Raw genomic sequence first — 23783 nt, forward strand, 5'->3', positions numbered from 1 at the left:
ATGCAGCCCGTTTCCCTTCACGCCCTGACGGGGATGCCGCTGGTCGAACCCGGCGACGACCTCGCCGCGCTCCTCGGCGACGCCCTGCGCGACAACGGGCTGGCGCTGGCCGACGGCGACATCCTGGTTCTGGCGCAGAAGATCGTGTCCAAGGCCGAAGGCTGCTACGTCGATCTGGACGAGGTCACGCCCTCGGCCAGGGCACGGGAACTGGCTGCTGAACTCGGCAAGGACGCGCGCCATGTCCAGGTGGTGCTCAACGAATCCGACGAGCTGGTCAAGGTCGGCCAGCACGTCATCATCGCCGCGCACAGGCTCGGCCTCGTCATGGCCAATGCCGGGATCGACGAATCCAACATCAGCCACGGCGATGGGGGCGGGCGCGTTCTGCTTCTGCCGCGCGATCCGGACGGGTCCGCGGCGGCGCTGAAGGCGCGGCTCGACGCGGAGCAGGGCGTCTCGGTCGGCGTCATCATCAACGACAGTTTCGGCCGTCCCTGGCGCAATGGCGTCGTGGGGGTGGCCATAGGTGCTGCGGGCATTCCGGCGCTGGTCGACCGGGTGGGCGCGGTCGATCTCTTCGGCCGCGAGCTGAAGGTGACCGAGATCGCGACCGCCGACGAACTGGCTTCGGCGGCCTCGCTGCTTATGGGGCAAGCGGCAGAGGCCGTGCCCGCAGCACTCATTCGCGGCTTTCGCTCCGATGCGCCGGCACGGCCGGCCTCGGCGATCATCCGCGACAGGAAGCGGGATATGTTCCGATGACCGCAGGAGCAAAGAACATGGCGGAGAAGGGCCGCGTGGTGGCGCTGTGCGGCGGCGTCGGCGGCGCCAAGCTGGCGTTCGGGCTGGCGCGCATCCTCGGCGACCGGCTGACGGTGGTCGTCAACACGGGCGACGATTTCGAGCATCTCGGCCTGCACATCTCCCCCGATCTCGACACGGTGCTCTACACGCTTTCGGGCCTCGCCAACCGCGAGCTGGGCTGGGGGCGCGGCGACGAGAGCTGGAATTTCATGAGCGTCCTCGAGGACATCGGCGCGGAAACCTGGTTCCGCCTCGGTGATCGGGACCTGGCGCTGCATGTGGAGCGCACGCGCCAGCTGCGCGCCGGCGTCCCGCTGACCCAGATCATCGGATCCTTCGCCAACAGCTTCGGCATTCGCGCCGAAATCCTGCCGATGAGCGATGGAAAGGTGCGCACCACGGTGATGACGCCGGAGGGCATGCTGCCTTTCCAGCGCTACTTCGTCGAGCGGCGCTGCGCGCCGATGGTGCGCGAGATCGCTTTCGACGGCGCCGGCAAGGCGGAGCCGACCGCGCAGGTGAGGGCGGCTCTCAGGGATCCGCATCTCCAGGCGATCATCATCTGCCCGTCGAACCCCTTCCTCAGCATCGATCCCATCCTGGCGGTGCCGGGCATGCGGCAGCTCATCGAGGATGCGGGCGTGCCGGTGGTCGCGGTGTCGCCGATCATCGGCGGTAAGGCCGTCAAGGGGCCGACAGACAAGATCATGGCCGAGCTCGGCGTTGCCGCGACCAACAGGGCGATTGCCGATCATTACCGCGGCCTGATCTCGGGTCTCGTGATCGATGCCGGCGATGCCGGAGAGCGCGGCGCCCTCGACGGGCCGACCCATGTCACCGCCACCCTGATGTCGTCGGACGACGACCGTGAGAGGCTGGCCCGCGAGACGCTGGGCTTTGCCGAAAAACTGGCTGCTGCATTGCGGGCAGTGGAGGCGGTGTCGACGTGAGCGGATACTGGGCCATCGTTCCCGTCAAGCGGCTCGACCGGGCAAAGTCCCGCCTGTCGCTGCTGCTGAGCAGGGCAGAACGGCAGGAACTCGCCGGCGCGATGCTGCGTGACGTGTTCGACGTGCTGGTCGGCGCTGAAAGGCTGAGCGGGATCGTCGTGGTGACCAACGACGTGCAGGCGGCGGAACTCGCCAGCGGGATCGGCGCATCGGTGGTGCCCGACCGGCTGGAAGCGGGCACGAACGAGGCCGTCCGGCAGGGGCTGGAATGGCTTCTCGGCCGCGATTGCGAGGGTGCGATCGTCGTGCCCGGGGACGTTCCCTTCGCCAGTCCGGCGGAGGTGGATGCGGTCGCCGGGGCGCTCGACGCGCATGCCGTGGTCCTGGTGCCGGCCTTACGCGACGGCGGAACCAACATGCTGGGCCTTCGGCCCTCCAACCTGATGGAGCCGGCATTCGGGCCGGACAGTTTCACGCGGCATCTGGCCATGGCGCGGGCGGCCGGCATCACGCCGCGTGTGCTTCATCTCGAAGGCGCCGGCCACGACATCGACGTTTCATCCGATCTTTTCTGCAGCGCCGAGGGCGGTGCCGCAGCGCGCACGCGGGCGTTTCTCGAACGCCTGGCGCAAAACAACCCCGTGCCGGCAACGGCATGGTTGAAGGAGGAATTGCAGCCATGACAACGCAAACGCTGCTGAAGGACTTTTCGCTCGGCCGGCGGCTCGACCGCGAAGAGGCGCTGAGCCTGATCGACATCGCGGACCTCGAGCCGTTGCTGGAAGCGGCCGCGCAGCGGCGCGATGCGGCGCATGGCGGCCGCGTTTCCTATTCGCGCAAGGTCTTCATTCCGCTGACCCAGCTCTGCCGCGACGTCTGCCATTACTGCACATTCGCGCATCCGCCGCGCAAGGGCGAGAAGGCCTTCCTGACACGGGACGAGGTGCTGGCGATCGCCGAGGCGGGCAAGCGGGCCGGCTGCAAGGAAGCGCTGTTCACGCTGGGCGACAAGCCGGAGCTGCGCTACCGGATCGCCCGCGAGGAGCTGGCGGCCCTGGGACACGAGACGACGCTCTCCTATCTGGCGGAGATGGCCGACCTGGTCTGGCGCGAGACGGGCCTCCTGCCGCATCTCAATCCCGGCCTGCTCAACGACGCGGATTTCCGCGCGCTGCGCCCGGTGTCCATCTCGCAGGGCATCATGCTGGAGAGCATTTCGGGGCGGCTGTGCGGCAAGGGAAAACCGCACTACGGCTCGCCGGACAAGATCCCGGCGGCGCGCATCGACACGATGAAGCTCGCCGGCGAGCATGCGGTGCCGTTCACCTCGGGCATCCTGATCGGCATTGGCGAGACGCGCGAGGAGCGGATCGATTCCCTTCTGGCGCTGCGCGACCTGAACGACGCGCATGGCCATATCCAGGAAATCATCGTGCAGAACTTCCGGCCGAAGCCCGGCACGCTGATGCACAATGTGGAGGCGCCGCCGCTCGACGATCATCTGTGGACCATCGCCATGGCACGGCTCCTGTTCGAGCCGGAGATGAACATCCAGGCGCCGCCCAATCTCAGCCCGGGTGCGTTGAAGCAGCTCGTCGATGCCGGCATCAACGACTGGGGCGGGGTCTCGCCGGTGACGCCGGATCACGTCAACCCGGAAGCGCCGTGGCCGCATCTTGAGGAACTGGCAAAGGCGACGGCAGAGGCCGGCAAGCTCCTGACGGAGCGGCTGGCGATCTATCCGTCCCATGCACGCCATGCCCTGAAATGGGTCGACCAGAAGATGCGCACGCCGCTCTACGACCTGATCGACGCCGATGGCTGGCCGCGCACCGACGGCTGGTGCCCCGGCCGGCAGGAGGCGCCGCCGGCCGCCGACGCCGCGCTGGTTAAGCCCGCCGCCCCGGCAAAGGCCTCGTTCGACATCCAGGCGATCCTCGATAAGGCGCAGGACGGTGTGCCGCTCGGCGAGGCGGAGATCGTGCGGCTGTTCCGGGCGCGCGGCGACGATTTCTCGGCCGTCTGCCAGGCGGCGGACGACCTGCGCCGCCGGGTGAATGGCGATGTCGTCAGCTATGTCGTCACGCGCAACATCAACTATACGAACATCTGCTACTTCAAATGCCAGTTCTGTGCCTTCTCGAAGGGCAAGCTCAGCGAAAATCTGCGCGGCCGGCCCTATGATATCGGCATGGACGAGGTGGCGCGCCGGGTGAGCGAGGCGTGGGAGCGCGGCGCGAGCGAAGTCTGCATGCAGGGCGGCATCCATCCTTCCTATACGGGGCAGAAATACCTGGACATCTGCGAGGCCGTGCGCGGCGCGGTGCCGCAGATGCATCTGCATGCCTTTTCGCCGCTCGAGGTGTCGCAGGGCGCGCAGACGCTCGGCGTGCCGGTCGCCGAGTTCCTCGGCCGCCTGCAGGAGGCGGGCTTGAAGAGCCTGCCGGGCACGGCCGCCGAGATCCTCGACGACGAGGTGCGCGCGCAGCTGTGCGCCGACAAGATCAACACCCAGCAATGGCTCGACGTGATGCGCACGGCGCACGGGCTTGGCCTGCGGTCCACGGCGACGATCATGTTCGGCCACATCGACCGCTACGAGCACTGGGCGCGGCATCTGATCCGGGTGCGCGACCTGCAGATCGAAACGGGCGGCTTCACCGAGTTCGTGCCGCTGCCCTTCGTGCACATGGAAGCGCCGATCTACCTCAAGGGCCGCTCGCGGCCGGGTCCGACTTTCCGCGAGGCGATCCTGATGCACGCGGTCGCACGGCTGGCGCTCAACCCGCACATCACCAACATCCAGGCGTCCTGGGTGAAGCTCGGGCCGGACGGCGTCCGGCACTGCCTGAACGCCGGCGTCAACGATCTCGGCGGCACGCTGATGGATGAGAGCATTTCGCGGTCCGCCGGTGCCAGCTACGGCCAGGAGATGACCCCGCAGCAGATGGAGCGGATCATCGTCTCGGCGGGCAGGCTGCCGCGCCTGCGCAACACGCTCTACGGCAATGCCAGCGCGGAGATTCGCGAGCGCGCATTCGCCGCCGCAAGCACCCGCGAGGCGGGAGAGCCGGCGCTTCAGGCTGGCGGCGTCCATTAGCCTTTTGTCCCGGGAAGCTTCCGGGGCGAAATAGAGAGCTCATTGAATCCAATGGTTTAGAGAGCCGCCGTACATTCTTAGGATGTGCGGCGGCCCGGTTTTCCCCAGCCGGGGAGGGCTGCGAAGATTCTTATCATCAAGTAGACATACTATTATTAGTATGATAGGTTGACTTAGCTGCCGAGGAGTGGCGGCCTAAGATTGGAGCAGGGTGCGATGGCGCAGGCGCAGAACGGATTTGCCGACAGGGCCGAAGTGGTTGATGCCGCCATACGGCGCTCCGCCGTCGAGCGCGTTCGGACCTCCGGCCTTGTCCTGCCGACATTCGCCCAGCTTTCCGGCCAGGATCCGTTTCCTGCCCGCGCCCTCGAGCGGCTGGAGGGCGTCGATCCCGACAGTCCCGATCCGGCAAACCTGTGGCGCGTCCACTGGTTCAATGCCGCGGACCGGCGCAGCCGCACGGATGTTCCGGCGAGCGTGACGCTGCCGCCGGCCCTGACGGGCGTTGCCGCTCCGATCGTCGTGCTTCTCGGATCGCATTTCCCGATGATCGGCGCGCACAAGGTGCTGCCGGCCTATGCGGGGCTGGTCAGCCTGCTGGTGACGGGGCGCTTCGACCCGACGCATCATCGCGCCATCTGGCCGTCGACGGGCAATTACTGTCGCGGCGGCGTGGCGATCTCGCGCATCCTGGGCTGCGACGGCGTCGCCGTCCTGCCGGAGGGCATGAGCCGCGAGCGCTATGACTGGCTGGAGCGCTGGATTTCCGACCCGTCGCACATCGTGCGCACGGTCGGCACGGAGAGCAACGTCAAGGAAATCTACGACAAGTGCCATGAGCTGGCGCTGGACGAGAAGAACGTCATTCTCAACCAGTTCTCGGCCTTCTCCAACTACATGGCGCATCATGTGGTGACGGGAACGGCCTGCGCCGCGGTCTTCGCCGCGCTTCCGGGCAAGACCGATCGCACGCGGCTCGCCGCCTTCGTCTCGGCCACCGGCTCGGCCGGCACCATCGCCGCCGGCGACCGGCTGAAGGCGCTGCACGGCACGCGCATCGCCGCCGTCGAGGCGCTGGAGTGCCCGACCATGCTGGAGAACGGCTATGGCGAGCACAACATCCAGGGCATCGGCGACAAGCACATCCCGCTGATCCACAACGTGATGAACACGGATTTCGTGATCGGCATCTCGGACCAGGTGACCGACCGGCTCAACCTGCTGTTCAGCTGCGAGGAGGGCAGGGCCGCGGTGCTGCGCCAGACCGGCCTCGACGCGGAGGCCATAGCGGCCTTCTCGGAGGTGGGCATCTCTGGCTTCGCCAACATCGCCGCGGCGATCAAGCTCGCCCGCCACATGAATTACGGCCCCGACGAGGTGGTGATGACCATCGCCACGGACAGCGCGCGCATGTACGCGACCGAGGCCGAGGGCGCACGGCGCAAGTTCTTCCCCGACGGGTTCGGTGCCGCCGAGGCGGACCGGGTGTTCCTGAGCGATCTGGCCGGCCTGACGACGCAGCACGTACTCGAACTCGACCAGGGCGAGCGGCGGCGCATCTTCAACCTCGGCTACTACACATGGGTCGAGCAGCAGGGCGTCGACATCGACGATTTCGACGCGCGCAAGGACCAGGCGTTCTGGGACGGCATCGCCGCCGACGCACCCGCCTGGGACCATCTGATCAACGAATTCAATGCCGAGGCCGGCTTGAACTGACACGTGGCGGTTTTCCGCCGGACGAAGAGGAGAGTGTTTGTGCTTGAAGCCCAGGTAGAGCCCTATGACAGGCTCAGGGAGAAAATGGCGGGCCGCGACAGGAGCCTGCGCGAGAAGGTCATGTCCCTGGAGGAGGCCGGTTCGTTCGTCCAGGACGGGATGAAGGTCGGTATCGGCGGCTCGACCATGTCGCGCACGCCGATGGCGATGATCTGGCAGCTGATCCGGCAGAACCGCAAGAACCTGTCCTGCTCGCGGGCGATCGTCTCGACCGACGGCGACCTGCTGTTCGGTTCTGGCGTGTCGGACCACATCATCACGAGCTGGTTCGCGCAGGGAATCCTGTGGGGCCTTTCCAAGGTGATGCGCCATCATGTGGAGAAAGAGGGCAAGAACTACGAGGAATGGAGCCATATGGGCGTCGGCATGCGCTTCCGCGCCGGCGGCATGGGCGTTCCCTTCCTGCCCATGCGGGCGATGCTCGGCTCGGACGTGCTCGGCCAGCGGCCGGAGGCGAAGGAGATCGACTGCCCGTTCACCGGCGAGCGTGTCCTGCTCGTGCCGGCGCTCAATCCGGACGTGGCGCTGATCCATGTCCAGCGCTGCGACGCCTATGGCAATGCGCAGATCGACGGCCTGCAGTTCATGGACATCGACCTGGCGCTGGCCGCCGACCGGGTGATCCTGACGACGGAGCGGATCGTGTCCAACGACCAGATCCGCCGCGCGCCCGACCAGACGAAGATTCCTTTCTTCTGCGTCGATGCGGTGGTCGAGGTGCCCTACGGCTCGGCGCCGCATGAGTGCTTCGGCCTCTACGAGCCGATGATGAAGCACATGGAAGCCTATGTGAAACAGGTCAATGCGGACCCGATCGAGGGAATGCAGGCCTATCTCGACAAGTATTTCCACGGACCGAAGTCGTGGAACGACTACCTCGCCCTGATCGGCATGGAGGAACTTCTCGAGGCAAGCCAGCGGGGCCGGAGCATCTACAATGACTGAAGCGCGAAACTACACCGCAGCCGAAATCCTGCCGATCCTCAGCGCGCGGCAATTGCGCGACGGGATGGTGGTGTTCGCCGGCGTCGGCACGCCGCTGCTGGCGGCGACGCTGGCCCAGCGGCTCAACTGTCCCCGGCTGACGATCCTGTTCGAGGGCGGCGTCGTCGGCGCCTTCGTCGAGCCGGGCAAGCTGCCGCCGTCGACCAACGACCAGCGCTGCACGCGCCGCGCCAACATGGTGCTCGGCAGCTCTGACGTGCTGCTTCTGCTTCAGCGCGGCTATGTCGATCTCGGCTTCATGGGCGGCGCGCAGATCGACCAGTACGGCAATCTGAACTCGTCCTTCATCGGCGATCCGGCCGCGCCGAAGACGCGCCTGCCGGGTACGGGTGGCGGCAACGACATCTCGAGCCTGACCAACATGATCGTCGCCATGAAGCACGAGAAGCGGCGTTTCGTCGAGAATGTCGACTTCATCACCAGCCCCGGCTTCATCCGTGGCGGGACCAGCCGCCGCGAGAGCGGCCTGCCGGCCGGCGGCATGTTCCGCGTCATCACCGAGCTCGCCGTCTTCGGCTTCGACGAGACCACGCGGCGCATGAAGGTCCTGGCGCTGAACCCCGGCGTCACGCGCGAGGAAGTCCAGGACAATACCGGCTTCACGCTCGATTTCGATGACGAGATCGCCATCACCGAACCACCAACCGAAACCGAACTGAGCGTTCTTCGGGAACTCGATTCCGAACGCCTGTTCATCGCCTGAGACTTCGGGCCTGACTTTTCTGGAGGAAAATGAATGACTGAACTGTCCAACACGTTCGGCGTCGCCGCGCGCAATTTCAAAGCCTTTCCCGAAATGCCGGACGCGCGCGAACTCGTCGATTACGGCGTGTGGGTCGAGGAACTCGGCTATGATTCCGTGTGGGTGTGGGATCACATGCTGCTCGGCGTTGAGCCGAACTTCCCGATCATCGATTCGCTGACGGTGCTGACCGGCATCGCCGCCCGCACCAAGAAGATCAAGATGGGCACGGGCATCCTCGTCCTGCCGCTGCGCAATCCGGTGGCGCTCGCCAAGCAGCTGTCGAGCATGGACCAGCTTTCCGAGGGCCGTCTCGTCATGGGCATGGCGTCCGGCTGGTACAAGCGCGAGTTCGACGCGGTCGGTATCCCGTTCAACAAGCGCGGCAAGCTGATGGACGAGAACCTGGAGATCATGCGCCGCCTGTGGACGGAAGAGCAGGTCAGCGGCGAATACATGAACCACAACATCTCCAAGGCGGTCATGTATCCGAAGCCGCACCAGAAGGAGATCCCGATCCTGATCGGCGGCTATGTCGACAAGGTTCTGCAGCGGGCGGCGACAGTCGGCGATGGCTGGCTCACCTATTTCTACCGCGCCGAGGACTTCAAGAAGTCCTGGGACAAGATCCGCAACTTCGCGACGGAGGCGGGCAAGGATCCCAACACGCTGAAGAACGCCTCGCAGCTGCCGATCATGATCGGCAAGTCGAAGCAGGCGGTCGAGGCCGACATGATGGATTGGCTCAACAAGGAATGGGACTTCCCGGAGCACAGCGACTGCACGCGCGAAAGCGCGATCATGGGCTCGGTCGACGAGTGCGTCGAGCAGCTGCGCGCCCATATCGACGCCGGCGTCCAGAAGATCATCTTCGTGCCCTACAAGTACCAGCGCGAGCAGGTCGAGACGATCGCCAAGGAGATCATCCCCCGCCTGAAGGCCGACAAGGCACGCTGACCAGCATTTCCGCCGTCCGGCAACGGGCGGCGGAACCCGTCCATTCGAATGCGGAAGAATTTCATGACCGACCCGAACCGCCAGAAAATCATCGACAAGATCGAGGCTTCGCGCGACCACGCCGTCAAGCTGCTGCAGGACATGGTCACCATTCCCAGCGTGACCGGCGACGAAGCCGCCATCCAGAAGTTCATGCACGACTACCTGGCCGGGATCGGCCTCGACGTGGACATGTGGGAGACCGACTGGGAAGAATTGAAGAAGCACCCCGGCTACCGGCCGGTGGCGCGCGGCTATGAAGGCCGCCCGAACATCGTCGCCACGCTGAAGGGCACGGGCGGCGGCAAGTCGCTGCTGCTCAACGGCCATACGGATGTGATTCCGGTCGGCGACGGCGAGGGCTGGAGCGACAATCCGTGGTCGGCGTCGATCAAGGACGGCCGCATCTACGGCCGCGGCTCCTGCGACATGAAGAGTGGCGTGGCGAGCCACGTGCTGGCCGTGCAGTATCTGAAGGAGCTCGGCCTGACGCCGAAGGGCGATGTGATGATCAACATCGTCATCGACGAGGAGGTCAGCGGCCACGGCACGCTCGACACGGTGATCCGCGGCTACAAGGCGGATGCCGGCATTTCCGGCGAGACCAGCGACCTGCACGTGCAGCCCGCCTGCATCGGCCGCATCTGGTTCGAGATCGAGGTCCAGGGCAAGCCGGCCGGCGTCCAGCAGCGCTACATGGGCATCAGCGGCATCGAGCTGGGCTACAAGATCTGCAAGGCCGTGCAGGAACTGGAGGACGAGCGCGTCGCGACCGTCACGCATCCGCTCTATCCGAGCGCCATCGATTCGCTGCCGTGCCTGATCGGCAGCTTCCAGGCGGGCAACTATCCGAGCGCCTTCCCGGCGACGGCGCTGCTCAAGGGATCGATCGGCACCGTGCCGAGCGAGGACCATGAGGGCGTCAAGCAGAGCCTGGTCGACAAGATCGCCGCGGTGGCCGCCGAGGATCCGTGGATGAAGGACCATCCGCCGGTCGTCCGCTTCGTCGGCTATGACGCGGAAGCCTCCGAGATCCCGCGCGATCATTCCATCGTCGAGACCGTGTCGCGCACCTACACGGAAATCACCGGCAAGGAGCCGACCATCAGCGGCCGGCAGGGCGCGGCGGATACGCGCTTCCTCAACAGCTATGGCGAGACGCCGACCGTCATCTTCGGTCCCGGCTCGACCGCGGTGATGCACTCGAACGACGAGTATGTGTCGATCGACGATTACATCACCTCGATCAAGGTGATGGCGCTGTCGATCTACGACTGGTGCAACAGCGAGGCGCAGAAAGCGTCCTGACCGCGCTTTCTCGCAGGCTGCAAAGCCTGGACCCGTTCAGCGTTTCACTGAAACGCTGAATGGGTCTATCTCATTGTTTTTGCGCGTTTATACGGGTGTCAGCTGATTCCATCTGACTCCAAGGCGCTCCGAGGCGTCGCCCCCGGCGGCGCCTTTTTCCGTTGCAGCGGGGATCGCCAGATTGTGCTTATTGATTCTATCTTACTATAAATAGGTTGACTGAAAGATAGGTTTAAGTCAGATTGAGGCTGCATCCGGGGGCGATGCGCCGGCTACCGGCTTCGCCCCCGGGTCCATCAAGGAGAAACATGGTCATGCATATTGCGGTTTTGACCGACGGCGATACACGGGTTGCGATCACCCCGGAGACGGTCCGGAAATACGAGGCGCTCGGGGGCAAGGTGGTGGTGCAGGGCGGCGCGGGCGCGGCCGCCGGCATTTCCGACAGCGATTTCGAAACGGCGGGGGCGCGTGTCGTGCCGGACGCCGCGGCGGCGGTTCGCGACGCCGACATCATCCTGGCGGTCGGCCGCCCCGGAGACACGGTCATTCGCGCCTGCAAGCCGGGCGCTGCGCTCTTCGCGACGATGGATCCGCACCAGGCCAACGGCGCCCTCGAGGTGATGGCCGGGGCAGGGGTCAGCGCCTTCGCCATGGAGCTGATGCCGCGCATCACCCGGGCGCAGTCGATGGACGTCCTGTCGAGCCAGGCAAGCCTTGCCGGATACCGCGCGGTGATCGACGCCGCCGCGGAATTTCCGCGCCTGCTGCCGATGATGATGACCGCCGCCGGCACCATTCCGGCGGCTCAGATCTTTGTCATGGGCGCTGGCGTTGCGGGCCTGCAGGCGATCGCCACGGCACGCCGTCTTGGCGCCTCCGTCTCGGCCACCGACGTGCGGCCGGCGACGAAGGAACAGGTGGCGTCGCTTGGCGCCAAGTTCATCGCCGTCGAGGACGAGGAGTTCAAGGCGGCCGAGGCTTCCGGCGGCTACGCCAAGGAGATGTCCGCGGCGTACCAGGCCAAGCAGGCCGAGCTGGTCGCCGCGCACATCGCGAAGCAGGACATCGTCATCACCACCGCGCTGATTCCCGGCCGCGCCGCGCCGCGCCTTGTGACCAGGGCGATGATCGACACGATGCGCGCCGGCTCGGTTCTCGTCGATCTCGCCGTCGAGCGCGGCGGCAATGTCGAGGGATCGAGGCCGGGCGAGGTGGTGGATGCCGGCCGGCGCATCAAGATCATCGGCAATTCCAGCATCGACAAGATCGGAACGACGGCGTCCAGCCTCTATGCCCGAAACCTCTACAGCTTCGTTTCCACGCTGATCGACCGCGACAAGCCGGCGCTTGCCATCGACTGGGACGACGAGCTGGTCAAGAGCACCAACCTCACGCGTGACGGGGCCATCGTCCATCCGGCCTTCGGCGGCGCGAAGCCCAACTGACGCGGCGGCGCCTGCGGCCGGCCTCCTGCCGGCCGCCTGGCCTGCCAGCGCAATCCTGGAGATCGTCCATGACGTCCACCGCAATCATCCAACTGTTCGTCTTCCTGCTGGCCGGCTTTGTCGGCTTTCAGACCATCAGCCGCATTCCGCCGCTGCTGCACACGCCGCTGATGGCGGCAACCAACGCCATCTCCGGCATCTCGCTGGTGGCCTCGCTGGTGCTGGCCGGCGCCGACCAGAGCGTACTGAGCACCGTGCTCGGCACGATCGCCGTCGGCTGCGCCACGGCCAATGTGGTCGGCGGCTTCCTCATCACCGACCGCATGCTGGCCATGTTCAAGCCGGCGCCGCTCGAAGCCAAGGAGCAACCCAGCTCATGATCGCCACCGGCATCCAACTCGCTTATCTCTCCTCGGCGGCGCTGTTCGTCCTGGCGCTGCGCGCGCTCGGCCAGCCGACGACGGCGCGGCGCGGCATGCAGATGGCCGCCTTCGGCATGCTCGTCGCGGTCTGCGCGACGCTCGTCGATCAGCGCATCGTCAGCTATGAATGGCTGATCGTCGGCCTGGTCGCCGGCGGCGTGATCGGCTATCCGCTCGGCATGTGGGTGCCGATGACGGCCATGCCGCAGCGCATCGCCTTCAGCCACGCCTTCGGCGCGCTCGCAGCGACGCTGGTCGGCGTCGGCGAGTATCTGCACGGGTTCCACGAAGGGACGCTGACCCACGGCAAGACGGTTGCGCTCGGTTTCGAGGTCTTTTTCGGCGCGCTGACGGTGACCGGAAGCCTGATGGCCTTCGGCAAGCTGCAGGAGCTTTTGCCCGGAGCGCCGATCACCTTTCGCGGGCAGAACGTGTTCAACCTGTCGCTGTTCGCGATCGGCGTCGTTTGCCTCGTCTGGCTGGTCGTCTCGCCCTATGACACGGCCTTCTTCATCGCCATTCTGGCGATCGGCCTGGCGGTCGGCGTCCTGATGGTGCTGCCGATCGGCGGCGCCGACATGCCGGTGGTCGTCTCCCTGCTCAACTCCTATGCCGGCCTGGCGGCCGTTGCGACGGGCTTCGCGCTCGACAACAACATCCTGATCGTCGTCGGCGCGCTCGACGGAGCCAGCGGCTTCATCCTGTCGATGGCCATGAGCAAGGCGATGAACCGCTCCTTCGCCAACGTCCTGTTCGGCGCCTTCGGAGCCGAAGCGGCCGGTCCGGAAGCGGCAACGAGTGGGGCTTCCGGCGAGATGGTCGGGATCGATGCCGACGACGCGGCACTGAGGCTGGCCTATGCGCGGCGTGTCATCATCGTCCCCGGATATGGTCTGGCCGTCGCCCAGGCGCAGCATCAGGTGCGCGAGCTTGCCGACCTCCTGGAGAAGCGCGACGTCGACGTGCGTTTCGCGATCCACCCGGTCGCCGGCCGCATGCCCGGCCACATGAACGTGCTTCTGGCGGAGGCGGGCGTGTCCTATGACAAGCTGTTCGACATGGAGGACATCAACGAGCGCTTCTCCGATGCGGACGTGGCGCTGGTGATCGGCGCGAACGACGTGGTCAATCCGGCCGCGCGCACCAACCGCAGCTCGCCGATCTACGGCATGCCGATCCTCAACGTGCAGGACGCGAAGAGCGTGATCGTCCTGAAGCGCGGCCGCGGCAAGGGCTTCTCCGGCGTCGAGAACGAGCTGTTCGTCTCGCCGAAGACGAACATGCTGTTCGGTGACGCCAAGCAGTCGATCACGCAGCTTTGCGTCGAAGTGAAGCAGGCATGACGCAAGCCGGTGCGGAAGCGCATTTCCGCACCGGAACCGCGTCGGGGAGATTGCAGCAGCGACCGTCGGGTCAATGTCTTGCTATCATCCTAGATATAGTCTGATATGAATTATGGGTGATGCCGATCGGGGAGGTCGCATCGCCGGATCTCTCAGAGCCACGAGGAGTTGAACATGGCTGCACAGGGCGTCACCGACCGGAAAGCCGACGGGCAGGGGGTCGGGGCTTCGCTTCTGCGTAAGGAGGATGACAGGCTCCTGCGCGGGCGTGGGCAGTTCGTCGCGGATATCCGGCTGCCCGGCATGAAGGATGTGGCTTTCGCGCGGTCGCCGCTTGCCCATGCGCGCGTCAACGGCGTGCGGGTGCCTGAAGCGCTGCGCGACCGCGTGGTCATCGCCGAGGACCTGAAGGACGTGAAGCCGATCCGCGCCGTCTCGGGGCTTGCCGGTTTCAAACCCTCCGACCAGCCGGTTCTGGCTTTCGAGAAGGTGCGGCAGGTGGGCGAGCTGCTCGCCATGTGCGTCGCCGACACCCGCGCCGAGGCCGAGGACATGGTCGAGGCGGTGGAACTCGATCTGGAGGAGCTGCCGGCGGTGCACGACATGCTTGCCGCCCGCAAGCCGGGTTCGGCGCTGCTGCATGAGGAGTGGGGCGACAACGTCTTCCTCGAGACCTTTGTCGATGTGAATTTCGAGGCGGCGCTCGATGCGCCGATCAAGGTGACGCGCGAGATCTCCACCGCGCGCCAGAGCATGGCGCCGATGGAAGGACGCGGCACGGTCGCCGTCTGGGACAACCGGATGGAGCAACTCGTGCTCTACACGGGCAGCCAGATGCCGCACATCGTGCGGACGGGGCTTGCCGAATGCCTTGGCCTCGGCCAGCACCAGATCCGCATCGTCTCACCCGATGTCGGCGGCGGGTTTGGCTACAAGGGCATTCTCCTGCCGGAAGACATCTGCCTCAGCTGGTACGCCATGCGCTGCGGCCATCCGGTGCGCTGGATCGAGGACCGCCGCGAGCATCTGACGGCGGGCGCCAACTGCCGCGAGCATCACTACATCATCACCGGCTATGCGGATCGCGACGGCAGGCTGCTCGGCATCGATTGTGAGGCGACGGTGGATTCGGGGGCCTATTCGTCCTACCCGTTCTCCGCCTGCCTGGAGGCGGCGCAGGTGGCGAGCATCCTGCCCGGTCCTTACGATTTCCCGTCCTATCGCTGCCGCACCTGGTCGGTGGCGACCAACAAGTGCCCGATCCTGCCCTATCGCGGCGTGGCGCGCACCGGGGTCTGCTACGCGATGGAGCTTGTGATGGACGCCATCGCCCGTGAGGCCGGGCTGGAACCGCACGAGGTGCGGCTGAAGAACCTGGTGCGGCCCGAGCAGATGCCGTTCGACAATATCACCAAGAAGCATTTCGACAGCGGCGACTATCCCGAAGCGCTGCGGCGTGCCATGGCGGCGGTCGACCTGCCGGCAATCCGCGCCCGGCAGGAGGCGGGCGAACCGGACGGGCGGCTGATCGGCGTCGGTCATGCCATCTATTGCGAACAGGGTGCACACGGCACCTCCGTCTACGCGGGCTGGGGCATTCCCATGGTGCCCGGCCACGAACAGGCGACGGCGCGCATGACGCCCGATGGCGGCCTCGAGCTGCGCGTCGGCGTCCATTCGCACGGCCAGAGCATGGAAACGACGCTGCCGCAGATCGCCCATGAAATCCTCGGCATCGATGTCGCCAGGATCAAGCTGGTCCACGGCGACACGGAGTACACGCCCTATTCGACGGGAAGCTGGGGGTCGCGCTGCGCGGTCATGGCCGGCGGCGCGGTGGCGACCGCCTCGCGCGAGATCGCCAAGCTCGCCAAGGGGATTGGCGCCCACCTCCTGCAGGCCAAGCCCGACCAGGTGGACCTGGTCGATGGCCGGGTGGTCGGGCCTTCCGGCAGCGTGTCCCTCGCCGAGATCGCCCACACCTGGTACCGGCTGCCGCAGAACCTGCCGGAGGGCGTCGATCCGCGCGGGCTGGAGGCGACCATCGGCCACAAGCCGGTGCGCGACAGCGGCACGTTCAGCTACGCGGCGCATGTGGCGGTCGTCGCCGTCGATCCGGAGATGGGCGACATCGAGATCCTCGACTACATCATCGTCGAGGACGGCGGAAAGCTGATCAACCCGATGGTGGTCGACGGGCAGATCTATGGCGGCCTGGCGCAGGGCATCGGCACGGCGCTCTACGAGGAGATGAACTTCGACGCCTCCGGCCAGCCGCTGGCATCGACCTTCGCCGACTATCTCCTGCCGGGACCGACCGAGGTGCCGGCGCCAAGGCTCGATCACATGGAGACGCTGGCGCCCTACACCGAGTTCGGCGTCAAGGGCATCGGCGAGGGCGGGGCCATCGCGCCGCCGGCGGCGATCGGCAACGCCGTCAACGACGCGCTGAAGGGGCTGGGCGTCGAGCTGACGCAGACGCCGATGACGCCGCGCCGCGTGCTCGAGGCGATCGGCAAGGCAAGCAATGGGGCCGCATCCGTGAACGCCGGCGCGCAGGGAGAACTGGTTTGAAACCCGTCAATTTCGACTATGCGCGGCCGAAGGACGTGGCGGATGTGCTGCCGCTGATCGCCGACGACAGCCGCACCGTGAAGATCATGGCCGGCGGCCAGTCGCTGGGGCCGATGCTCAACATGCGGCTGGTGCAGCCCGACCTGGTGGTGGATATCACCGGCATCGAGGAACTGCGGCAGGTGGAGGAAACCGCCGACGCCATCATCATCGGCGGCTGCATCACCCATGCCGACATCGAGGACCGGCGCGTTCCGGACGTGACGCGCGGCGCATTGCCGGCGGTGGCGGGCGGCATCGCCTACCGGGCGGTGCGCAACCGCGGCACGATCGGCGGAAGCATCACCCATGCGGATCCCTCGGCCGACTGGATATCGATCCTGTCGGCGCTGGGCGCGACGGTGACGCTGCGAGGCCCGGGGGGGAGCCGCAGCGTCGCCGTCGAGGACTACATGCTGGGCGCGCTGGAAGCGGATCTCCAGCCGGGCGAAATGCTGGTCTCCGTGACGGTTCCCAAGCTCGGCGCTTCCGCCCGCTGGGGCTATTACAAGAGTTGCCGCAAGACCGGCGAGTTCGCCCACGCCATCGGCGCCTTCCTGGTCGATCCGGAGCGGGGCGTCAGCCGCGCCGTCTTCGGCGCGACGGAAAGCCGGCCGATCATCGTCCCCGACGCGCGACGGCTTCTGGGCGAGGGGGCGGCCAGGGGATCGAACGGCGATTTCGACAGCCGGCTGGCGGGAGAACTGGTCGAGGCCGGCGGCATGAGCGATCCGATCGATCGCCAGATTCACGTCGTCGCATTGCGGCGCGCCATTCAGCAGGCAGGTTCGGCATGAGCATGATCCATCTCACAATCAACGGGAAACCGGTCGATGCGGCCTGCGAGCCACGCACCCATCTGGCGGATTTCCTGCGTGAAACGAACGACCTCACCGGCACGCATATCGGTTGCGAGCACGGCGTCTGCGGCGCCTGCACGATCCTGGTCGACGGCGTTCCGACCCGCTCCTGCATCACCTTCGCGGCGGCCTGCGAAGGGGCCGAGGTGACGACGGTCGAGGGGCTCGACGAAGACGAGATCGCCAGGGAACTCCGCGCCGCCTTCTCGAAGGAGCACGGGCTGCAATGCGGCTACTGCACGCCGGGCATGCTGGTTTCCGCGCGCGACGTGGTGCTGCGGATGGATGCGCCGAGCGAGCACGACATCCGCGTCATCATGAGCGGCAATCTGTGCCGCTGCACAGGTTATGTGGGCATTGTCCGGGCGATCCAGGGCGTCATCGCCGACCGGCGCGCGCGCGGCATCGCGGCGATTCCCGATGGCGGACGCTCGCGGCTCGGCCCGGCCGGGTCGGGCAATGCTTCGGCGGCGCGCGCCGCCGCCGGTTCGGCCAAACCGTCTGCCGCCCCCGTGGCGAAGGCTGCGAGCCAGCAGCCGCGCGCGGCCGCGCGCAAGGATGACAACTGGAAGCCGCAGACCACGTTCGAGCAAAGCTTCACCGTGGCGCATCCCGCCGATGTGGTGTGGGACTTCTTCGGCAGGGTCGACGAAGTCGCCGCCTGCCTGCCCGGAGCGTCGCTGAACGGGGCGCCCGAGGACGGCCATGTGGAAGGCCAGATCAAGGTCAAGGTCGGACCAATCTCCGCCGAATTCCACGGCGCTGCCGACATCACCCGGGACGAGGCGACCCGCACCGGCACCATTGACGGGACGGGCAAGGACAAGCGCAGCAATTCGGCGACGCGGGGGCAGATCCGTTATGCGGTGAAGGAAGCCGATGCGCCGGGGCAAACGCGCGTCGATCTTTCCATCGGCTTCACCCTGTCGGGGGTGCTGGCCCAGTTCAGCCGTTCGGGCCTCGTGCAGGATGTCGCCAACCGTCTGATCGGCGTGTTCGTCCAGAACCTGGAGGCCAGGCTCACGCACCAGGCGGATGGCGGCAGTGCCGATTCCGCTCCGGTGGCCGCCGAGTTCAATGCCGGGTCGCTGATGTCTTCGGTCATCATCGGCCAGTTCAAACAGCTTTTCGCGCGGCTCTTCCGGCGGAAATAGAGCGGGCTGGCAAGGTTTCGATGCCTATGCGCCGCCGGTCTGGCGGCGCTGTTCGCCCTGTCGACCGTGATTAGCGGTGCACAAATACTGCATAACCCTGCGGAATGACCATCACCGGTTGCGCCCGGGCGGAATTCATTATCAATTCAATGCAATCCGCTAAGGTGCCGAAGCCGGCACTGGTACTTTCATTCTATTTACCGTACATATGGACCATGAAAAAACTTTCGTCCCTTTACGATCGCAGCAGGATCCCTCTCTACATCCAGGTCGCCTCGGTGATGCGGCAGCGGATCGAGACCGGCCATTGGGTGGAAGGCGACAAGATCTCGACGCTGGAAGAGCTCGAGGCCGAATTCGGCGTGGCCCGGGTGACCATCCGCCAGGCGATCGAACTGCTGCGCGACGAGGGACTGGTGGACGCCCAGCAGGGGCGCGGAACCTTCGTTTCGGGCAAGCCCAAGCACAATCGCTGGCTGAACCTGGCGAACGACTTCGAAACGATGATCTCGCTGGTCAAGGACAATGTGCTCGAGCGCGTCCACATCGAGGAGAACGTCGTCCTGCCGGACCTCGACGAAAGCGAGGGGACGGCGGCGGCGGAGTACACCTTCCTGCGCAGCGTCCAGTACAATGACGGCGAGCCGTTCTCCGTCGTCAACCTGCATCTGGCGCAGGACCTGTTCTCGCGCGACCGGCAGCGCTTCACCCATTCGGCGGCGCTGCCGAGCATCGTCGAGATGAAGGATCTGAAGATCGTTCATGCGCACCAGACGCTGACCATCGGGGTCGCCGATCCCGAGACCGCCGATCTCCTGAAGATCGGCCTCGGCGAGCCGACGGCCGATTGCAGGCTGGTTCTGGTCGATGACGGAGGCGTCGCCATCTATGTGGCGAACATCCATTATCACAAGGATTGCTTTGCCTTGCGCGTGGATCTTCTGAAAAAGAGTCCGGTCGCCAATGCGTCGCGCGGGCTGGAAACCGCCTAGACCGATCTGGCGCCTTATCGGGACGCCGAACCAATCACGCTCATTGTTCTCCGATGATCGGGAGGCCGGGAGGTTTGCCTCCCGGCCTCAACCTTATGCCATCGCGAGCAGTTCCTCGGGTGCCGAGCCGACGATCGCTTCGTAGCGGCCCTTGTCGGTCGCGCCTTCCGTGTTGATGAGGAAGATGCGGGACTGGGCGTCGATGCCGAGGCGCGCCCGCATTTCGGGATCCTCTGCCGCCTTCAGGAAGCCCGCCAGTCCGGCGCCGCCACTTTCGCCGGCCACGACCGCCGGATCGCCGGCAGCCGGGCGCGCCAGGCGTCGCATGGTCGCGGCGGCGTCATCCTCGCCGATGATCATGAAATCGTCAGCCTTGCGCGACAGGATGCGCCATGCGACGAGCGACGGCTCGTAGCATTCGAGCATCGCCATGATGGTCGGCTCGTTATGCGCGACCTTGACGGGATGACCGGCCTTCGCCGTCTCGAAGATGCAGGCGGCGCGATCGGGCTCGACAACGATGAAGCGGGGGCGGTCCTTGCCGTAAAGGATGTCGAAATGCCCCGCGACGGCCGCCGCAAGGCCGCCGACGCCGGCCTGTATGAACACATGGGTCGGGGTCTGGGGAAGGGCTGCCGCCGCTTCGCTCAGCATCGAGGTGTAGCCCTGCATGACCAGCGCCGGGATGCGCTCGTATCCGGGCCAGGACGTGTCGGAAACGACGATCCAGCCCATTTCGGCGCAGCGGCGCTCGGCTTCGACCACGGAATCGTCATAGGTGCCGTCGACCCGGATCATGTCGGCGCCGAAGGCCGCGATGGCCGCGACGCGTTCGTCCGACACGCCCGAGTGAACGAAGATGGCGGCCTTGGCGCCGACCAGGCGGGCGCCCGCCGCGACGGATTTGCCATGATTGCCGTCGGTCGCGCAGCCGAACGTCATGCGGGACGCGATCTCGCGCACGGCCGGCGATTGCAGTTCGGCGATGTCGACCGGCAGGCCCAGCTTGCGCTCGGCTTCCTCCAGCACCAGGCGGATGACGGCATAGGAACCGCCAAGCGCCTTGAAGCTGTTGAGGCCGAGGCGATGGCTTTCATCCTTGACGTGGATGGCGGCGACCTCCGTTTCCCGGGCGAGCCCGGCCAGGGAATGCAGGGGCGTCGGCTTGTGGTTCGGCCGGTAGGTCAGGAAGCGCGAGACGGTTCTGGCCTCGGCGATGCTCAGGGTGTCGGCGTCGGCCTGGTCCAGCGGGAGACCGTGGTCAGGGTGAGTGTTGGCGATCAGCACGGAATCCTCCTTGATGGTGTTTCTGAAAATATATTGCGTTTGATGGACGTTGTTGCTTCTATATCGGGGGTAGTGATGAAATTATTTTGCAAATTTGGGCGGTGTCATGCGTGATTCATCAGAAGGTGGCCGGCTCGATTCCTTCGACCTGGCGATCCTCGACATCCTGCAAAAGGACAATGGCACGCCGCAGCGGGTCATCGGCGAGAAGGTCAATCTTTCCTCGGCGGCGGTGCACCGCCGCATTCGCCGCATGCAGGAGGAGGGGGTCATCGTCGGCAATTACGCCGTCGTCGATCCGCTCCGGGTCGGGCTTCCGTTCACGGTCGTCGTGGAGGTGCATGTGGAGAGCGAGCGGCTCGACCTTCTCGATGCCGCCAAGCGCAGCTTCGCAGGGGATCCGCAGGTGCAGCAATGCTACTACGTGACCGGCGAGGCGGATTTCGTGCTGATCGTCACCGTGCCCTCGATGAGCGCCTACGAGGCCCTGACGCGGCGACTCTTCTTCGGCAACAACAACGTCAAGAAGTTCCGCACGCTGGTGGTGATGGACCGCATCAAGACGGGGCTCGCGGTGACGCTCGACGACGCTTGAAAAAAAACCCGGCCAGAAGGCCGGGTCAGTTGGTGGGAGATGCATCCCGCCAGCGTGCTGGACCAGCGCCGCTGACGGGCTCCTACGCCGGATCAGGAACCGGCGAGTTCGATCTTGCCATCGACGATCTTGATGAGCGTGCCGTTGGTCATGTACTGGCCGCTTTCGCGTCCTTCGGGACCATCCTTGGTGAAGGTCACCGTGCCATTGAGGGCAGGGACTTCGATCTGCCACAGCGCGTCCTTGATTGCCTCCGGCTCGGCCTTGCCGGCCTTCTCGATGGCGGCGGTGATGACCTTGATGCCGTCATAGCCGCGATAGCTTTCCGTCAGGCCGGCCTTGTTGTGGCCGGCTTTTTCCCAGGCCGCGATGAAGGCTTCGGCCTGATCGGGGTGAGCGGTCTTCTCCGGGACCCAGGGAGCGAAGAACACCATGTGCTGGGTGTTGTTTGCAGCGGCGCCCGCCTGGTCGACCAGTTGGTCGGGGTTCTGCGAGCCGCCGGTGGTGACGATCTTCTTGGTGATGCCGAGGGCCGCGGCCTGCTTGAGGAGGAGGGTCAGCTGCTCGACAGCGGTCGTCACGATGATGGTGTCGGAATCCGACGCCTTGATCTTGGAGAGCTGAGCGCTGAGATCCTGCGCGCCCTGATCCATCATCTCGGTCAGGCCGACCTCGATGCCTTCCTTGCCGAGCGCCTCGGAGAAGTCGCTGACGGTGCCGATGCCCCAGTCATTGTTGATGGCGAGGAAGTCGACCTTCTTGATGTCGAGCTGCGGCAGGTACTTCTTGAACAGTTCGGCCTCGACCCAGGACGGCGGCGAGATGCGGAAGACATAGGGGTTGCCCTGCTTGGTGATCTTCGACGACGACGACGTCTCGACCAGCATCGGCACCTGGTACTGCATCAGCTTGGGCATGGCGGCGAGCGTCAGGCTGGAGCCCCATGCGCCCATCATCACGGGAACCTTGTCGCTGACGATGAGCTTCTCCGCCACGGCGGCAGCTTCCGTCGGGTTGCTCTTGTTGTCCTCGATGACGAGCTCGATCTGCTCGCCGAGCACACCGCCATTGGCGTTGATCTCCTCGACGGCCAGCTTTGCGCCATCGACGATGTAGGTACCCGAGGCGGCGAAGGGTCCGGTCAGCGGCTGATTGACGCCGATCTTGATCGGATCGGCATAAGCGAGGCTCGAAACCGCCAGCAGCAGCGAGGCGGTAATCGCGGAAAGACGTGCGGATTTAACCAATGTTTTCTCCTCCAGAGTGAGTCAGCTCTACTGCTCGGACGTCACTGGCGACAAGGGCTGGTTGTTATAGAGTGCCTCGCCAAGGTAGGGACAGGAACCAGCAGTGTTCATATTGTACTAACATTAGTATGATAATGCAAATGCTAAATCGCGGGACTCGCGGCGGGGCGGATGGTCTGCGTGTCGGCGGTCGATCACAGCCATCGGGAAGAGGTGGTTGCCGGCGGGAACAGTCATGTGGGGGATGGACGGGTTTGCGCCTTTGGAGTCAATATGGAGCGGATGAGCATTTTCAGCGACGGACCGGCAAGACGGGTGTGACAGCCACGCGGGACAAGCAGATCGAGGAGCGCCGCCGCGCCATGGTGGATCTGCTCATGCAACGCGGCATCCGCGCGCCACGTGTCATCGAGGCGATGCAAAGCGTGATACGCGATGCCTTCGTGCCCGAGCATCTCGCCGAACTCGCCTATGAGGACGGCGCACTCCCTATCGGAGAAGGGCAGACCATCTCGCAGCCCTATGTGGTGGCGCTGATGACGGAAGCCGCGGCCCTCACCGAAACCAGCCGGGTTCTGGAGATCGGAACGGGTTCCGGCTACTCGACCGCCATCCTCGCGACGATCGCGGGCGCGGTCTTCTCCGTCGAGCGCCACGAAGCGCTGGCCGAGACCGCGGAGCGGCGCCTTTCCGCGCTCGGCATGGGGAACGTGACCATCCGGGTCGGCGACGGCACTCTGGGCTGGCCGGAGAAGGCGCCATTCGATGCGATCATCGTTGCGGCGGCGGGACCGCGCATCCCCGATGCGCTGCGGGCGCAACTGGCGGTTGGCGGGCGTCTGGTGATGCCCGTCGGCAGCGGGGCGGGACCGCAGACGCTGACGAGCGTCATGCGCCGGGGAACGGATGATTTCGCGACGGAGACGCTTGCCAAGGTCTCGTTCGTGCCGCTCATCGGGGCGCAGGGCTGGCAGCGCTAGACCCTTTTTGCAGTCAGGTGGAATCACCTGACGTCCGCATAAATGCGGAAAACAACGAGATGGAACCGTTCAACGTTTCACGGAAACACCAGACGGGTCCAAGGGCATCCCGATCATTGCGAACGCGCCGTGCGCCGGGATGGAACCATTCTGGC

Annotated in this window: 20 protein-coding genes; 18 read left to right on the forward strand and 2 right to left on the reverse strand. The window is 65.7% G+C overall.

Annotated features, from left to right (window positions below; all coding sequences use genetic code 11):
* From cofE to NA2_RS00970, 16 genes are all read left to right on the forward strand, one after another.
* Positions 1–765, forward strand: a complete 765-nt coding sequence (cofE, locus tag NA2_RS00895) for a coenzyme F420-0:L-glutamate ligase (protein WP_008593131.1) — start codon at positions 1–3, stop codon at positions 763–765.
* Positions 762–1757, forward strand: coding sequence for a 2-phospho-L-lactate transferase (gene cofD, locus NA2_RS00900; protein WP_008593133.1), 996 nt, complete (start codon positions 762–764; stop codon positions 1755–1757). Before cofE ends, cofD begins: the two co-directional genes overlap by 4 nt.
* Positions 1754–2440, forward strand: coding sequence for a 2-phospho-L-lactate guanylyltransferase (cofC, locus tag NA2_RS00905; protein WP_008593135.1), 687 nt, complete (start codon positions 1754–1756; stop codon positions 2438–2440). The genes cofD and cofC overlap by 4 nt, the downstream gene beginning before the upstream one ends.
* A complete protein-coding gene (gene cofH, locus NA2_RS00910) occupies positions 2437–4857 on the forward strand; it encodes a 5-amino-6-(D-ribitylamino)uracil--L-tyrosine 4-hydroxyphenyl transferase CofH (RefSeq protein WP_008593138.1) in 2421 nt (806 codons plus the stop codon). The genes cofC and cofH overlap by 4 nt, the downstream gene beginning before the upstream one ends.
* Before the next feature lie 201 nt (positions 4858–5058).
* Complete coding sequence (locus NA2_RS00915; RefSeq protein ID WP_244423562.1) at positions 5059–6576, forward strand: pyridoxal-phosphate dependent enzyme; 1518 nt, start codon at positions 5059–5061, stop codon at positions 6574–6576.
* An 84-nt stretch (positions 6577–6660) separates the two neighbouring features.
* Complete coding sequence (locus tag NA2_RS00920; protein ID WP_008593142.1) at positions 6661–7581, forward strand: CoA transferase subunit A; 921 nt, start codon at positions 6661–6663, stop codon at positions 7579–7581.
* Positions 7574–8344 carry a CoA-transferase subunit beta gene (locus NA2_RS00925; RefSeq protein WP_008593143.1) on the forward strand — a complete coding sequence of 257 codons (771 nt, stop codon included), beginning with the start codon at positions 7574–7576 and terminating at the stop codon, positions 8342–8344. Before NA2_RS00920 ends, NA2_RS00925 begins: the two co-directional genes overlap by 8 nt.
* A 33-nt stretch (positions 8345–8377) precedes the next feature.
* The gene (locus NA2_RS00930; protein ID WP_008593145.1) at positions 8378–9340 is read left to right on the forward strand and encodes an LLM class flavin-dependent oxidoreductase; all 963 of its coding nucleotides are present in this window, start codon (positions 8378–8380) and stop codon (positions 9338–9340) included.
* Positions 9341–9403: 63 nt separating this feature from the next.
* Positions 9404–10687: an ArgE/DapE family deacylase gene (locus NA2_RS00935; RefSeq protein ID WP_040676400.1), complete on the forward strand. Its 1284-nt coding sequence runs from the start codon at positions 9404–9406 to the stop codon at positions 10685–10687.
* A gap of 314 nt (positions 10688–11001) precedes the next feature.
* On the forward strand, positions 11002–12135 hold the full coding sequence (locus NA2_RS00940; protein WP_040676401.1) for an NAD(P) transhydrogenase subunit alpha: 1134 nt from the start codon (positions 11002–11004) through the stop codon (positions 12133–12135).
* A 68-nt stretch (positions 12136–12203) separates the two neighbouring features.
* Positions 12204–12515 (forward strand): NAD(P) transhydrogenase subunit alpha part 2, encoded by a 312-nt coding sequence (locus tag NA2_RS00945; protein ID WP_008593149.1) that lies wholly within the window; start codon positions 12204–12206, stop codon positions 12513–12515.
* Positions 12512–13900: an NAD(P)(+) transhydrogenase (Re/Si-specific) subunit beta gene (locus tag NA2_RS00950; RefSeq protein WP_008593151.1), complete on the forward strand. Its 1389-nt coding sequence runs from the start codon at positions 12512–12514 to the stop codon at positions 13898–13900. The genes NA2_RS00945 and NA2_RS00950 overlap by 4 nt, the downstream gene beginning before the upstream one ends.
* A 174-nt stretch (positions 13901–14074) precedes the next feature.
* On the forward strand, positions 14075–16474 hold the full coding sequence (locus NA2_RS00955) for a xanthine dehydrogenase family protein molybdopterin-binding subunit (protein WP_008593153.1): 2400 nt from the start codon (positions 14075–14077) through the stop codon (positions 16472–16474).
* Positions 16471–17310 carry an FAD binding domain-containing protein gene (locus NA2_RS00960; RefSeq protein ID WP_008593157.1) on the forward strand — a complete coding sequence of 280 codons (840 nt, stop codon included), beginning with the start codon at positions 16471–16473 and terminating at the stop codon, positions 17308–17310. Before NA2_RS00955 ends, NA2_RS00960 begins: the two co-directional genes overlap by 4 nt.
* Positions 17307–18527, forward strand: coding sequence for a xanthine dehydrogenase family Fe-S subunit (locus tag NA2_RS00965; RefSeq protein WP_008593160.1), 1221 nt, complete (start codon positions 17307–17309; stop codon positions 18525–18527). Before NA2_RS00960 ends, NA2_RS00965 begins: the two co-directional genes overlap by 4 nt.
* Positions 18528–18742: 215 nt before the next feature.
* Positions 18743–19519: a GntR family transcriptional regulator gene (locus NA2_RS00970; RefSeq protein ID WP_008593162.1), complete on the forward strand. Its 777-nt coding sequence runs from the start codon at positions 18743–18745 to the stop codon at positions 19517–19519.
* A 93-nt stretch (positions 19520–19612) separates the two neighbouring features.
* Here the strand turns inward: NA2_RS00970 and NA2_RS00975 are convergent, their stop codons facing one another.
* A complete protein-coding gene (locus NA2_RS00975) occupies positions 19613–20806 on the reverse strand; it encodes a diaminopropionate ammonia-lyase (RefSeq protein ID WP_008593164.1) in 1194 nt (397 codons plus the stop codon).
* A 106-nt stretch (positions 20807–20912) separates the two neighbouring features.
* Here NA2_RS00975 and NA2_RS00980 point away from each other — a divergent pair, with 106 nt between their 5' ends.
* Positions 20913–21401 (forward strand): Lrp/AsnC family transcriptional regulator, encoded by a 489-nt coding sequence (locus NA2_RS00980; protein WP_008593166.1) that lies wholly within the window; start codon positions 20913–20915, stop codon positions 21399–21401.
* A 92-nt stretch (positions 21402–21493) separates the two neighbouring features.
* Here the strand turns inward: NA2_RS00980 and NA2_RS00985 are convergent, their stop codons facing one another.
* Complete coding sequence (locus tag NA2_RS00985) at positions 21494–22648, reverse strand: ABC transporter substrate-binding protein (RefSeq protein WP_008593169.1); 1155 nt, start codon at positions 22646–22648, stop codon at positions 21494–21496.
* A gap of 317 nt (positions 22649–22965) precedes the next feature.
* On the opposite strand from NA2_RS00985, the gene NA2_RS00990 reads away from it, so the two are divergent.
* Positions 22966–23628, forward strand: coding sequence for a protein-L-isoaspartate(D-aspartate) O-methyltransferase (locus NA2_RS00990; RefSeq protein WP_008593172.1), 663 nt, complete (start codon positions 22966–22968; stop codon positions 23626–23628).
* Positions 23629–23783 lie beyond the last annotated feature (155 nt).

The sequence above is a fragment of the Nitratireductor pacificus pht-3B genome, from assembly GCF_000300335.1.
GTDB classification, from domain to species: Bacteria; Pseudomonadota; Alphaproteobacteria; order Rhizobiales; family Rhizobiaceae; genus Nitratireductor; species Nitratireductor pacificus.

Coding starts and splice junctions, on each gene's coding strand:
- cofE (WP_008593131.1), top strand. CDS start 1: ATGCAGCCCGTTTCCCTTCACGCCCTGACGGGGATGCCGCTGGTCGAA.
- cofD (WP_008593133.1), top strand. CDS start 762: ATGACCGCAGGAGCAAAGAACATGGCGGAGAAGGGCCGCGTGGTGGCG.
- cofH (WP_008593138.1), top strand. CDS start 2,437: ATGACAACGCAAACGCTGCTGAAGGACTTTTCGCTCGGCCGGCGGCTC.
- NA2_RS00920 (WP_008593142.1), top strand. CDS start 6,661: ATGGCGGGCCGCGACAGGAGCCTGCGCGAGAAGGTCATGTCCCTGGAG.
- NA2_RS00925 (WP_008593143.1), top strand. CDS start 7,574: ATGACTGAAGCGCGAAACTACACCGCAGCCGAAATCCTGCCGATCCTC.
- NA2_RS00930 (WP_008593145.1), top strand. CDS start 8,378: ATGACTGAACTGTCCAACACGTTCGGCGTCGCCGCGCGCAATTTCAAA.
- NA2_RS00935 (WP_040676400.1), top strand. CDS start 9,404: ATGACCGACCCGAACCGCCAGAAAATCATCGACAAGATCGAGGCTTCG.
- NA2_RS00940 (WP_040676401.1), top strand. CDS start 11,002: ATGCATATTGCGGTTTTGACCGACGGCGATACACGGGTTGCGATCACC.
- NA2_RS00945 (WP_008593149.1), top strand. CDS start 12,204: ATGACGTCCACCGCAATCATCCAACTGTTCGTCTTCCTGCTGGCCGGC.
- NA2_RS00950 (WP_008593151.1), top strand. CDS start 12,512: ATGATCGCCACCGGCATCCAACTCGCTTATCTCTCCTCGGCGGCGCTG.
- NA2_RS00955 (WP_008593153.1), top strand. CDS start 14,075: ATGGCTGCACAGGGCGTCACCGACCGGAAAGCCGACGGGCAGGGGGTC.
- NA2_RS00965 (WP_008593160.1), top strand. CDS start 17,307: ATGAGCATGATCCATCTCACAATCAACGGGAAACCGGTCGATGCGGCC.
- NA2_RS00970 (WP_008593162.1), top strand. CDS start 18,743: ATGAAAAAACTTTCGTCCCTTTACGATCGCAGCAGGATCCCTCTCTAC.
- NA2_RS00980 (WP_008593166.1), top strand. CDS start 20,913: ATGCGTGATTCATCAGAAGGTGGCCGGCTCGATTCCTTCGACCTGGCG.